Origin of the sequence: Sphingosinicella terrae, assembly GCF_003347635.1 — a bacterium.
GTDB classification, from domain to species: Bacteria; Pseudomonadota; Alphaproteobacteria; order Sphingomonadales; family Sphingomonadaceae; genus Allosphingosinicella; species Allosphingosinicella terrae.
This window is the reverse complement of the sequence record NZ_QDFY01000002.1, coordinates 619102-631766: the sequence shown is the minus strand read 5'-3', so window position 1 is coordinate 631766 and position 12665 is coordinate 619102. Positions and strand designations below refer to the sequence as shown.

11 protein-coding genes are annotated in these 12665 nt (G+C 64.4%); 3 read left to right on the top strand and 8 right to left on the bottom strand.

Translation table 11 applies throughout. From position 1 onward, the window contains the following. Nucleotides 1-1006 precede the first annotated feature (1006 nt). From DDE10_RS08350 to DDE10_RS08315, 8 genes are all read right to left on the bottom strand, one after another. The gene (locus DDE10_RS08350) at nt 1007-1420 is read right to left on the bottom strand and encodes a hypothetical protein (RefSeq protein ID WP_114952259.1); all 414 of its coding nucleotides are present in this window, start codon (nt 1418-1420) and stop codon (nt 1007-1009) included. 577 nt (nt 1421-1997) lie between these two features. After that, nucleotides 1998-2723 carry a hypothetical protein gene (locus DDE10_RS08345; RefSeq protein WP_114952258.1) on the bottom strand — a complete coding sequence of 242 codons (726 nt, stop codon included), beginning with the start codon at nt 2721-2723 and terminating at the stop codon, nt 1998-2000. Beyond that, nucleotides 2720-5671 carry an N-6 DNA methylase gene (locus tag DDE10_RS08340; protein WP_284734517.1) on the bottom strand — a complete coding sequence of 984 codons (2952 nt, stop codon included), beginning with the start codon at nt 5669-5671 and terminating at the stop codon, nt 2720-2722. The genes DDE10_RS08345 and DDE10_RS08340 overlap by 4 nt, the downstream gene beginning before the upstream one ends. Nucleotides 5672-5724: 53 nt before the next feature. After that, nucleotides 5725-6015, bottom strand: a complete 291-nt coding sequence (locus DDE10_RS08335; RefSeq protein ID WP_114952256.1) for an XRE family transcriptional regulator — start codon at nt 6013-6015, stop codon at nt 5725-5727. A gap of 122 nt (nt 6016-6137) precedes the next feature. Then, nucleotides 6138-6551, bottom strand: coding sequence for a CopG family transcriptional regulator (locus DDE10_RS08330; protein ID WP_114952255.1), 414 nt, complete (start codon nt 6549-6551; stop codon nt 6138-6140). Between the two features lie 86 nt (nt 6552-6637). After that, the gene (rlxS, locus tag DDE10_RS08325) at nt 6638-8611 is read right to left on the bottom strand and encodes a relaxase/mobilization nuclease RlxS (protein WP_114952254.1); all 1974 of its coding nucleotides are present in this window, start codon (nt 8609-8611) and stop codon (nt 6638-6640) included. A 321-nt stretch (nt 8612-8932) separates the two neighbouring features. Continuing rightward, the gene (locus tag DDE10_RS08320; RefSeq protein WP_114952253.1) at nt 8933-9283 is read right to left on the bottom strand and encodes a hypothetical protein; all 351 of its coding nucleotides are present in this window, start codon (nt 9281-9283) and stop codon (nt 8933-8935) included. A 519-nt stretch (nt 9284-9802) separates the two neighbouring features. Beyond that, nucleotides 9803-10063 carry a hypothetical protein gene (locus DDE10_RS08315; protein WP_114952252.1) on the bottom strand — a complete coding sequence of 87 codons (261 nt, stop codon included), beginning with the start codon at nt 10061-10063 and terminating at the stop codon, nt 9803-9805. 267 nt (nt 10064-10330) lie between these two features. On the opposite strand from DDE10_RS08315, the gene DDE10_RS08310 reads away from it, so the two are divergent. The 3 genes from DDE10_RS08310 (at nt 10331) to DDE10_RS08300 (ending at nt 12637) form a co-directional block, all read left to right on the top strand. Continuing rightward, nucleotides 10331-10618 (top strand): co-chaperone GroES, encoded by a 288-nt coding sequence (locus DDE10_RS08310; RefSeq protein WP_114952251.1) that lies wholly within the window; start codon nt 10331-10333, stop codon nt 10616-10618. An 82-nt stretch (nt 10619-10700) separates the two neighbouring features. Then, nucleotides 10701-12335 (top strand): chaperonin GroEL, encoded by a 1635-nt coding sequence (gene groL, locus DDE10_RS08305; RefSeq protein ID WP_114952250.1) that lies wholly within the window; start codon nt 10701-10703, stop codon nt 12333-12335. An 11-nt stretch (nt 12336-12346) separates the two neighbouring features. Beyond that, a complete protein-coding gene (locus DDE10_RS08300; protein WP_114952249.1) occupies nt 12347-12637 on the top strand; it encodes a hypothetical protein in 291 nt (96 codons plus the stop codon). The last annotated feature ends 28 nt before the right edge of the window (nt 12638-12665 follow it).

Sequence of the window (12665 nt, the reverse complement as noted above, 5' to 3'; positions counted from 1 at the left end):
CTGCCGGATCGTTCGCCTGGATTACCGCCGTCAGCGCCGCACTCGCGGCGGGATCTTTCGCCCGCGTGACCATTGCTAAAGCGAAGGCGAATTAAGGCGGATTCAACGGTCGCGGTGACGACTTTGGTGTGCACGTCCGCTTTTGGGGAGACCGCGAGCCGGCCGAAACGGCCGGGTTTGGGCGCAAAGCGGCCGGGGCCGCCTCGCCAGCTCTTCACCGTCTCTCACGACCTGAACTTGGCTCCGCGGGAGGTCGCCGAACATCTTGGGCTAAGTGCATGGACTTCGGGGAGAAAGCCGACGCGGGCTTGGCGCGACCCCACATTTATCCCCACGTGGAGGTCGAGCTTGAATGGCTGCTCGTGAGATATCTTGGTCATTCAATCGCCCCCTGAGGTGGCGCGAGGCCTCCCGCAGCCCCCTCAATTCATCCTCACATGGCAAGCGCTGCCGCCACATTGGACCCAGACGGAAACTCGAGACTCGTCTTCATGCCAGCTTCAAACTCGCGGCCAGTGCCGCGCCTTCTCTTCCTCCAGGCGGCGCGGCGAACCCCGGTCAGTCAATCCGGCTGCTATTGCCGTGCAGCGCAGAGCCTGAGGCTCGACGTCGCATGCGCTTCCCGGCAGGCCGGCCGGGTCCGTTTCCAGTACCGGATCGAGGTGTGGCCGCGCCCGAGGGGCCGCCCCTGGTGCTTCGGTGCCTGCTGATCTTGCTCGGCACCGGGCGCTTGTCTCGGGAACCTCATCCGCCCGAGCGACAGATCCTGCTGTTGCGCGCCTCCGACGCGCTGTCAGCCGGTACAAGCCAAGGCGAGATCGCCGCTGTCCTGCGTCGAAGCAGCGCGCGCCTGCGGCGTTAGCGGATCGGAGCGCCGAGCCCACACTCGCGGACCCAAAGGCTCATGCGCACGGCCAAAGAGCTTTCAGCGTGTGCCTGGACATCGTTGCTGTGACAGGCTCCGGCCTCTCGTTCGTGTATCAGTCTGCCGACGGAATTAGGTGCATTAAGAGGCAGCCTGCCGCCCTAAGCGGGGCAGCCCTCGCCCATATAGTTGCAGAACTGAATACTTTGGCTCGGATCCTCGAGTGCGCCAGCCGTTGATATCGCACTCTATCCGCCAGGAACCTGGATTGCGCGGCTCACGCTCGCGCTGGAGCAGCGAGCCGAGGAGTGTGGTTTCGCCGGCAACCCCCTCCTCCCGGCGGCCTTCAGCATCGGCAATTTCAACGTCGCCCGGTCTGGCAAGGATGAGGCTCTGGTCGGCGCCGAGCACGCGCAATGTCGCCATGGCCGAGCCCAGTTGCAGCAAGTCCTCAGCGCCGTCACGATCAGCCCACATTGCGTTCAGGGCAGTCATCGACGGCCACTCAGCGCTCAAAAAACCGAACTCTCGAACGCGCCGGCCGATCCGGTCCATGCTCCCTAGACCGCCGGGGCCTGGCCCACCTGGCGCCCCATGGGAGGCGAGGGTGCCGCCTGGGCCTCCCTGTGCTTCGCCCGTTACTTGACCATTCTGTGCCATGACGCGGATGAAGATTGATCCGCCGCTCCCGCCATTGCCACTCTTACCCGCAAGGCCGCCGCGGCCGCCTTTCCCTCCCTGGCCGCCCTGCAGGCCACGAATATCTCCAGTCCGATCGCATGGCGGGTACTCGACGTTCCCAGTCGTGGAACGTTCTGAGCAGGAGGAGTACGGAGATTATCGTACTCGGGAGATGTGCCTTGCTTACATGAGCGCATTGGCGGCGGGCCAGCCGGACGCCGTCATCCGGCTCTAGGAACCGCACCTCGACTGAACTTCCGGGATGGCCATCGAGACACGCCAGATGGTTGGCAGAATGCCTCGTTTGTCGCAGGACACGCCGCTGCTCCCAAAGCGGGCTTGGTGCGCCGAATACCTAGCTCACGTTTATTCTAAGCGGTGCCAGCGGGCCAGCCAGCCGATAGCAAAGCAAAGGCCTGCGGAGGATCTCATTAACGCTCAACGCGACCCTTCAGCTACCCCCCACGTCCGATGCATCTAGCCAGATGTGCCAGAGTTCGATTGACCCTGGCATGTTCGCAGGCGCGGACACATGAGTGTAGACGAATCCACGGTCGTGGTGGGTTCTCGCTCCATCACATGCGAGGGTCAGAGCGGTCGGCGCCCCTTTCAGCGCGTAGGTCGAGCTACTCGCCGGAAGAGTGAGATGAGGAGCTAATTTGGCGGCGATTGTCGAACCATCTCGCACATACGCCAGCATGAATCCCTCGCGGCCGCCCCATCCGTATTCGCCGTCTAAGAACCGCTTGACGCCCTTCGCGCAGTATAGCGTCTCAGTCTTCCCCTTGCTGCAATCGATGAGCTTAGCCTCTACGGCCAGAGGAAAGCGCGCGGAGCGATCACTAAGGGAGATCGAAAGATCTGGCTTCTTTTCGATGTGGGACCCATCGAAGCTCACGCTGTCAACGCCGCGCCCCACATAGAGGACTAGTGTGCGCCACAGCGCGTCATCGTCAATCATCCGATTGAGCCGGGCTTGGAGTAGCGCAGTGACCTCTGGCTCGCTCCCCGTTGCGAGCGTCGCTGGTGCAGATTTGCGAACATCTTCGAATGCGCCGATCAGGCTTTCGGCCAAGACCAACATGACCTCATCGGTGATTGGCGGTAGCGGCAGAATCAGCCCACGAGTGAGTTCTGCAACCTGATCAGGCTTGGGCGCCAGCGATGCTGCATTCATGCCGCAGCTGACCCCGACAGGAAATCAAGGTGAGTCCACACGATCCGCTGGGCGAGCAGGCGCGCCTGGGTCTCGGTCCAATATCGCTGCTGTGCCAGACGCGCGATGAACATTGCGCCGCTGCCGCCGCGCACGATCATCTCGCTCGCTGCACCTGCATCGGCAACACGCAACAGCCCTTCCCAATCCTGGGGAATGTCTGTTCTGGTGCGCGAGCCTACGCGTTGGAGCTTGACGCCACGCCAAGGTGATGACGCGCGATCCGCGAACGGGACAGCGTGCAGCGATGCACCAAAACGCTCAGCCCAAGGGGCGAGTTCGCGCTCGAGGACCGTGCAGAAGTGTTTGAGATCTTTCGGAGCCGCCTGCGCCGCTGCCTTGGTGTCGGCAAACGGCAGATTGTAACGCAATGTGTCCGTGATCGTCTGTATGTCGGCGGTGCCCAAGCCGTAGAGCTCGGAAACCCAACGATCGACATGCTCCCAGGCCGCGCTGTCGCGGCGCACTTCGTCGAAGAGACGGTCGATGCCTTGTCGTTGCTCAGAACTGAGCATTCGGAAGTCCGGCAACGGCATGCGGTTGAGCGCTGCCTTTTCAACTACATCGCGCTCGAAGCCGAACTTGCCGCTGGTGATGAGCGCAAGCCACAACGCAAACTTGCTACCGAGCACCAGCGCTAAATAGCGCACGAGCAAGTGGGCATCTTCGAACGCGCTTGGGCTGTATCCGTAAAAGCTCTCATTATAGGCTGCCGCTTGGTCGGCGACGCCAACCCGCATGCGGCCCAGTCGTGCCGGCGGCGACTGGTGGACGATTGCTATCGGTCCTACGAACAGCCCTGGATCGCGAGGATCATGAATCCGCTCATGGCCAAAAGGTTCTAGGGCGTTTGTATCAATCAGAAGGTCGTCGAGGCTCTCGGGCGTGATGACCGGCAAGCCGTGGAGATACTCTGCAGGAACGCCAGGCATGCCGTCGCCGCGCTTTCGAAAGCGGCTGCTCGCCTTGAGTGTCTGATATCCGTTCCCGGCACCAGCCAAATAGCCACGACTCGATCTTCCGATCGCCTCGCACCAGAAGGATTCGAGGGTCGGAAAACCTTTGCTGCGGATCCGCTCGACCAAGCCAAGGTCGGCTTTCGTCCCGCGGAACAAAATCTTGAGGAGCTCAGGCGTGCGGCCGAGCTGCTCGGTCGGGATGATCTCGGCGGAATGCGCGTCGATGCGCATTGCGCCTGCCGCATTTAAGCAGGACTCGAGCCGCGGGCTGATGAGACGAAAGCCGGCGCCCGGACCAGGTGTGCGGTTGGCGGCGATCAGCAAGCAGAAAGGTGCGAGGATTTCCGGCCAGACCTTGGTTTGGCGAAGTTCCACACCGTTGATGACGGAGGTGATATCCAGCGCTCGAAAGAGCGCGCGTCGCGCATCCGCCATGCCGTCGCCCTGCTGGAATAGCAGTCGAGCATGAAGTGCAAACGCAATCTGACCCCCCGGCTTAGCCCATTCCATTGCGCGCCACACGAATGGCAGATCCAGGACTTCGTTGGGCAGCGGCGGGGCGAGTGGCGCACCCAAACGGTCCGAGGCGATCCGTGCAACTTGCGCGCATATCAGTGACCAATCGGGAAGCTTCGTTCCACTCGCCCAAGGTGGATTTCCAACTACAATGTCGTATTTGCCGACATGCTCTTGGCCCACCTGCGGACCCAAGCTTCCGAGCTGTCCCCCCGGAATCTCATCATTGGCGGCAAACCGGTGGAGCACGGCTCCGCGCAAATTATCAAAGCCGAGTTTGTCGATCGGCTGAGGTTCAGGGTCGAGCTCAATCGACATGAGGTAGAGGCCGAGCGCTGCAAAGCGTAGCGCTGCCTCATTGATGTCGAAGCCGGTGATCTGGCGGTAGAGTATGTCGCGCAGAACTTTGGTATTCGGACGGACACCATCGGCACGCCAGCGAGCCGCCACCAGTTCGCGAAAAGCTGTTAGGAGGAAGACGCCGGCCCCCGCTGCAGGGTCGAGCACGCGCGCATGCGCGCTCGCTCCCTCACGATCTAGGGCCCGGAATGAGGCGCGTACCAAGAGGTCGGCAATAGGTCGCGGCGTGTAATAGCCACCCTCGCGACGCTGCTTGGCTGGCGCGTGACTGCGTAAATAAAGCTCGTAAGCTTGGCTAAGTACGCCGACGGGTATGTGGGCAAAGTCGAGGTGATCCCACTTCTCCTCCCAGCCAAGCACGAGCTGGCCGCCCGGCGCGCGGCGCATGATGTCGCCCAATACCTTGTAAGCTTCGGTCGATAAGCGTTCGAATATGCCCTCCGGAAGTGGAAGTAGATCACCATTAAACGTCGCGTCGAGCCATGCGCAGGTTTCAGCTGCTCGAACTGCATCGTCAAACATGCCGCCCGCTAATCTGACATCGTCTAATCCTGCTGGCAGCAATCCGCGATCCGCGAGGAAACGCGTGAACAGAGCTCGACCGACCAACGAGATGGCATCTTCGTCGTCGACACCTTCCAGGGGCGTCAGCTGGTCTATCGCGCGCGTTAGCAACCTAAGGACAACGTCCGAGATCCAGCTGCGGCTGTTCCGCGCCGCCTTTGGTCTCGCGTTGGCAAGGAGCGACAGCACATCCTGCTGGGCGACCTGCTCGTCCACCACTTTGACCTGCACTTGCCGGAGCCGCTTGGAATCAAGAGCTACGGCGAAGACATCAAGCCGCCCGGGGCTGAGCACGCCGAGGTAGGGCACGTCGCCGCGCATCGCCAGTAGACGCCGCAGACGGCGCAAGTGCGTCTCGTCTGCAAGCTGAGCACCATCTACTAAGAAGATGAGCGGCGCTTCCTGCCATTCGTAAACCGCTCCGGCCACGCCCAGCGTATCGCTTCCAGCGCGCCAGGCATTGACCAGCGTGGCATAGGGCAGAAGTTCGGGCGCGTCCGTGTCAAGCATGCGCACAGCGCTTGGATCTGCGCCGAAGGGTGCAAGAGCCTCCGTCCAGTTAATCATGAGAGCAGGTCCAAGGTGGTTTGCGGGTCGCCTCCGAAGTGGCCGCGCCGCGCGCCGCCGCGCGGCTTCTTAGGCGCATGCGGCACCTTCGCCATCACCCGCCGATAGTCGAGGCCCTGAACTGATAGTTCGGCTACGAGCACTGCGATAAGCGCTAAATGGACGGGCAACTCGCCTTCTCTCGCGTAGTTTGTGATGGAGTTCGGGCGCATCCCCACGAGATCAGCGAAAGCTCGAACGGTGAGCCCTGCACGCACCAGTTCGGAGAGAAAGTCGGCGTAAGGCATCGCCCGCAGGCCCCGCACAGTGTTCTATGTGTGCTAGCACATAAAATTATGTGTGGGAAGGTAGGAACGAAAGTGCTGCGGACGTGGCGCCCGATCTACAAAATCCGCTTCCGCCTGCTAAGCTAATCCTCTTGGATTTCACCCGCTCTCAATAAGCGGACGTTGGAGTCTGACACCAGCCGCCGCGCTACCAAATCAATGAAGGCCTGATAACGCTTCAGCCCGAGCTGCCTCGTCTCGTCATCGAACGGCGGCTGGTGGGCGACCATCGTCAGCTGATGGTGAACAAACGTCCCGAAGGCTTCGGCCAATAGGTCGACCTTGCTTTCAAGCCGCTCCTGCCCGCGGCTCATCCGATCGAGGCGAACGCCGAACCTCTGGTCCAGCTCGTGGCCGGCACGTCGCTCGAGCACGGCCTTAAGCCCCTCAGTTAGCACAGCCGTCTTCGAAGAGCCTGACGATGAGCAAAGCCGATCAAGCGCCTCCGACAGATCGTCGGGCAGATAGAATTGGTGGCGGGTCTTGAAGGTCTTCATGGCAGCGCCAGTATGGAGAAAAGCTCCGTCCGGCCGAACGGCGCCTCCGCCGCACCAGGTGCCCGCTCGCCGCACGTGCCATCGGCTCACATGCCGATGCTGGGACCTTGCCGCTCACGGCCAATGGTCCAGCTGATCCCCGCCCCGCGCACCACCCCCGATATCTCACGGCCTATCTGCCTCTCCAGCACCGGCCGCCATGGCACGAGGCTGAACTCAAGCGAGTGCTCAACCAGCGCAAACGTCCGGTCCCCGACCTGGACCGGACCGCGGCAGATCCCGTCCACGTGATCCCCCACTGCGAGCTCGCGGAAGGCTCGCCCGCTCTCCTGGCCGATCCTTGCAGCGGCGGCCCTGAGCTCCCGCCGCTCCAGCTGATCCACCAGGTCGGGCCTGAAGTGGTAATCCTCCCCCTCCACGTCGATCAGCCGCTGCGCTGCGAGCCATTGCAGGCGACGGTCGATCGCCTTTCGAACCTCTGCCCCAAATCCGCGTCCGAGCTCCACCGGCTTCTCGGCAACGATCGCCCGGTCGAGCCAGGTCGCGCCGTCTCGCTCGGGCAGAAGCTCAAGCCGGTCGCCACTGAGAAGCGCAACGGTGACGGGCATCCGGGCGCGAAGCCGCCGCTCGTGCGCCTCGACCCGCTCCAGGTGATCCGGAGCGATCTGCCAATAGCCATCGACCTCCCGCACGACAGGAAGCCCGCTGCGACGAAGGGCCTCCAGGCGGCGGATATGCGCGGTGGCGAACGGCTCGCTCGCCGTAGGGTCACGGAACTGGTGAAGCTCAACGCTGTACCAGCCCTTGCTGGCCTCAGCGATCGCCGCAACCGTCCGATCCACCTCGCGCACCCCCGCCTGCCGCGGCTCGATCTGCACGATCGCTCCCGGCCGCGCGTCCAGGATGCTGTTCCCTACGTCCACATAGTGGGTGTGCCCATCCACTCCATCGATGATGAGGAAGTGGCGGTCGGCATGCTCGTCCGACAAGCCCGACGCGACAAGGCGGCCGACCACCGGCCGTGCATCGGGTGCGTCCGGATCGTAGATCGCCTGGTCCTGCGGCGCCCGCGGCAGCATCGCGATCTTGAGCGCGTAGTTCATGGTCCGGACGATGTCGCCGCGCCGGCCCATCTCCCGCAGCGTGCTCTCCAGTTCCGGATCGAGCTTCCACCGGCCGCCGCGCTGCTCGGTAGCCAGGCCCATACCCGACAGCGTCCGCAGCCGTGCCGTCCGCAGGTCCTGCTCGACCCAGCTGCATCGCCGAGGATCGACCAGCCCCTCCGCGTCCACCGACCTGATCAGGCGCCGATCGATGCCGGTCAGCCGCTCCTGCTCGACCTCCCGCAGCTGCGAGCGAAGGATCTCCCGCTCCGTGCGCGGCCCCAAGTCCAGGTTGACCAGCTCCGCCGCGCGCTCCCGTAGCCCTTGGGTCAGATACTCGCGGGCGATGATCAGGTCCTTCCCCCGATCGTCCTTCCCCCGCACGATCACGTGGCTGTGCGGATAACCGGTGTTGAAGTGGTCGACGGCGACCCAGTCGAGCTTCGTCCCGAGGTCCTTCTCCGCTTGCGCCATGAACCGCCTGACGAGTGGCTTCAGGTTCTCGTATTCCGAGCCGTCCTCCGGCGCGACGATGAAGCGGAACTGGTGGCGGTCTCCCTCGCCCCGAGCGACGAAGCCTTTGCCGTCCGCCCGATCCTCCCGCTCCGAGTAGAGCGCGCCGCGCTCCCCTTCACGCGTCGTGCCGTCCCGCTGCAGGTAGCGCATGTGCGCCGTAGCCCGCGCGAGCCCCTTCCGCCCCAGCTTGACGATGCTGGCCTTCACCACCACGCGCCGCGCCGTCGGCCCTCTGTACGTCGATCCGCTCGACAGCACACGTCCGACCCCAGCACCGCGGCCGATGCGGCTCCCGTCGAATTTCCGAGTAGCGCCACCCGCTCTCGGTCCGCCGGCAAGCTGAGCCGCCTGCCGAATGCGGTTGGCGAAGCGCTTGCCGCTGCCACGGCCGCGGTCGCCGATGCGGCCGAGCCACAGTTCGAAGTCGTCTTCCTGCGCCATGGCAAGAATATGAGGCGAAGCTGCGGACCGGCTTCAAGGTCCTCCACGTCGCGTCGCGGAAATCCGCCAATCCTGGAGCAATTGGAGGCATGCGCCCCCGCATGCCTCCACAAAAAACGATGTGCAGACACCACTTTCAGGGCCTTGGGGAGGCACTGCTTTAATCTTGCCTTCCCCTGCCCCCTTTCGTCTCCCCATTGCAAAACGCATATCAGAACGTCTTAACGTTACCGCCACCGACGGCCGGAGCAGCACCCAAACCGGCCAAAAGAAGGCGGAAGCGACGAGCCGCGCCGCCCCGCAAGAGCCAATTCGAGCCGATCATCGAGCCCGATGAAGCTCCAAACGGGCCTCTCCGTAGCTCTCGAACGAGCGCTTCCAGAGCAAGTCGACAGCCGCTCCTTCACCATCGACCAGGCAGATACCGGCGTACCAGCGGCCATCAAGAGCGCTCACGAATCCGACTCGTGAGAGCTCCTGCGATGCTTCCTCATCGTCCAGAACGCTAGCGACATGCTGCCCAAGATAGCGTTCCAGGACCCGCGCTTCCCAAAGGAATTCAGCCGCCTCGGCCTCGACGATCCGGTCCGCAAGAACGCTCCCGAACTCGGCCCGGAGCTCCTCCACACGCCCATCGCACCGCTCGATCCCGATCGCATACACCACGTCCATGACTGCCTCCTTGAGCATCGTCTTCCGATCGAAGACGGCGCTTCAGGAGCGGGCGGCGAAGCGGCTGTCAGGGCCGCCGAAGGCGCCGCGAAGCGGGGCGCGGGGGAGCCGATTTGCGCAGCAAATTGGGGGGACCGCGCAGCCTTGAGAGCCGCTTCGCCGTCCGCCACACTGGGCCTCTCCGAGACGAGACCCCTTCCTCCGCCGCCCCCTCCCCCTCGAGACGCGGCGCTCCCGCACGGGCTCGGCGTTCGCGCGGTCGCAAGAACAAAGCCCCGGCGGCGACTGCCGCCGGGTATTCTTCACAGCGCCGAGCAGGGCAGGTGATCTTCCAGATCGGCCGCGGCTCCTGGCGCCGACGGCTCGAGAACCAGATGTCGGGGACCATCATCTAGCCCACCAAACACGATGCCCGCTGGTTATCGCTGAATTTCCGAGCGCCCCGTTCGAACCCTGGCCTGCCGGTAGACCAGAGCGAGATTGTTCCGGAATCGGCGACGCGGCCTCCGGCGATCGCCATCACTCCGGGGAGCCCGGCCCATCCCCTTCTTCACTCGCCCAAAGGTTCCGATCGGCGATCCGCTGCCCCGCCGATCCGCTTTCAAGCCTCTGCATCTCGTCAGCACGGGCCTCCCAGCTGGCGGCGCTTCGCTCGAGGACCCGGCGGCCATTCTCGGTATCGGTCCCCGCCGCCTGGAGACGGTCCTGGGCCGCTCTCTCCCGGCAGCCGGCGACGGTGTCTCGTGCTTCCTTGGGCGGGGGGTGAAGCGGGTCTGCCAATGCCTGATTCCTTGTGCGCGCAAGCGGGAGCACGAAGGGTCTCTCTGTCACGAGATGCTTGCAAGGATATCAGGTGATGAGCCCATATAGGGGTCCGGCTGCCGGCATGCGAGGGAGTCATCGACGCCGCGCTTGATCTTGCGATGCGAGCCCCCACATGAGGCGGGTTGTCACTCTCCGACGAGAGTGCCAATCGCAAATTGGCAGCGCTGGCTCCCGCTTGTGAGGCGACATCTTGGTCGCAATCCAGCGTGAGGACCCGTCGCCATGACCTTCCGTCCCCTCCACGACCGCGTGCTCGTGCGCCGCATCGACGCCGCGGAGAAGACCGCCGGCGGCATCATCATCCCGGACACCGCCCAGGAAAAGCCGCAGGAAGGCGAGGTCGTCTCGGCCGGCTCGGGCACCCGCAGGGAGGACGGCGCGCTGACGCCGCTCGACGTCAAGGCCGGCGACCGCATCCTGTTCGGCAAATGGTCGGGCACGGAGGTCAAGCTCGACGGCGAGGATCTCCTGATCATGAAGGAAGCCGACATACTCGGCATCGTCGGCTGAGGCGCGCGGGCCCCGACCCGCGCCATCGACGAGTCTCTTCCCACCGGCATGACCGCCGGACCCTCGACAAGGAGCCAAGATCATGGCCGCCAAGGACGTCAAACTCTCCCGCAATGCCCGCGAAGGCATCACCCGCGGCGTCGACATTCTCGCCAATGCCGTGAAGGTGACCCTGGGTCCGAAGGGCCGCAACGTCGTCCTCGACAGGAGCTATGGCGCGCCGCGCATCACCAAGGACGGCGTCACCGTCGCCAAGGAGATCGAGCTCAAGGACAAGTTCGAGAATATGGGCGCGCAGATGCTGCGCTCGGTAGCCTCGAGGACCCACGACCATGCCGGCGACGGCACCACCACCGCCACCGTGCTCGCCCAGGCGATCGTCCGCGAGGGCATGAAGTCGGTCGCGGCCGGCGCGAACCCGATGGACCTCAAGCGCGGTATCGATCTCGCCGTCACCAGGGTCGTCGATGACCTGAAGGGGCGCTCCAAGGCCGTCTCGAGCAACAACGAGATCGCCCAGATCGGCATCATCTCGGCCAATGGCGACCGTGAGGTCGGCGAGAAGATCGCCGAGGCGATGGAGAGAGTCGGCAAGGAAGGCGTCATCACCGTCGAGGAGGCCCAGGGCCTCGAGTTCGAGCTCGACGTCGTCGAGGGCATGCAGTTCGATCGCGGCTTCCTCAGCCCCTATTTCGTCACCAATGCCGAGAAGATGCAGGTCGAGCTGTCCGACCCCTACATCCTGCTGAACGAGAAGAAGCTCTCCAACCTGCAGGCGCTGCTCCCGATCCTCGAGGCGGTCGCCCAGTCGGGCCGTCCGCTGCTCATCATCGCCGAGGACATCGAGGGCGAGGCCCTGGCCACCCTAGTCGTCAACAAGCTGCGCGGCGGCCTCAAGGTCGCGGCCGTCAAGGCCCCGGGCTTCGGCGATCGCCGCAAGGCGATGCTCGAGGACATGGCCATCCTGACCAGCGGCCAGGTCGTGAGCGAGGAGCTCGGCATCAAGCTCGAGACGGTGACGCTCGACATGCTCGGCACCGCCAAGAGGGTGACCATCGACAAGGACAAGACCATCGTCGTCGATGGCGCCGGGAGCACCGAGGCGATCAAGGCCCGGGTCGACGCCATCAGAGGCGAGATCGAGCGTTCCGACAGCGAATATGACATGGAGAAGCTCCAGGAGCGGCTGGCCAAGCTCGCCGGCGGCGTCGCGATCATCAAGGTCGGCGGCGCCTCCGAGCTTGAGGTGAAGGAGCGCAAGGACCGGGTCGACGACGCGCTCAGCGCGACCCGCGCCGCGGTCGAGGAGGGGATCGTCCCCGGCGGCGGCACCGCGCTCCTCTACGCCTCGAAGGCCCTCAACGGCCTCGTCGGCGGCAATGACGAGCAGACGCGCGGCATCGACATCGTCCGCCGTGCGCTCCAGTCGCCGCTGCGCCAGATCGCCGAGAATGCCGGCTTCGACGGGGCCGTGGTGGCCGGCAAGCTGATGGACCAGGGCAGTCCGACCTTCGGCTTCAATGCCCAGACGGAGGCCTATGAGGATCTCGTCGCCTCCGGGGTCATCGATCCCACCAAGGTCGTGCGCTCGGCGCTGCAGGATGCGGCCTCGGTCGCCGGCCTGCTCATCACCACAGAGGCCGCCGTCGCCGAACTGCCGGACGACGAGAATTCCGGCGCCTCTCCTTCCGCCGGCGGCGGCGGGATGAGCTTCTGAGGGCGATCCGGGTGAGCGAGATCATGACCATCGTGGACGCGGCGGGCGCGCCCGACAGCGCCGGTACGACGCCGGCGGCCGGCCTCGTCCTCCACAAGTTCGTCAAGAACGACAGCTGGCGAGGCGCCCTCACGGCCGACGCGGCGGGCGGCAACCTGCCGAATACCGGCTCGCCCTGGATCCATTCGAAGGAAGTTCTCGTGTCGCCTGGCGACCGGCGGACGGGGGCGAGCTCCGTGCAGATCATCAAGGGCATTTCGGAGCGCGGCTATTTCCTGTTCCCGATCAGCGACGATGTCTGAAGAAGGCCGGGCGCGGTGAACTCCAGCG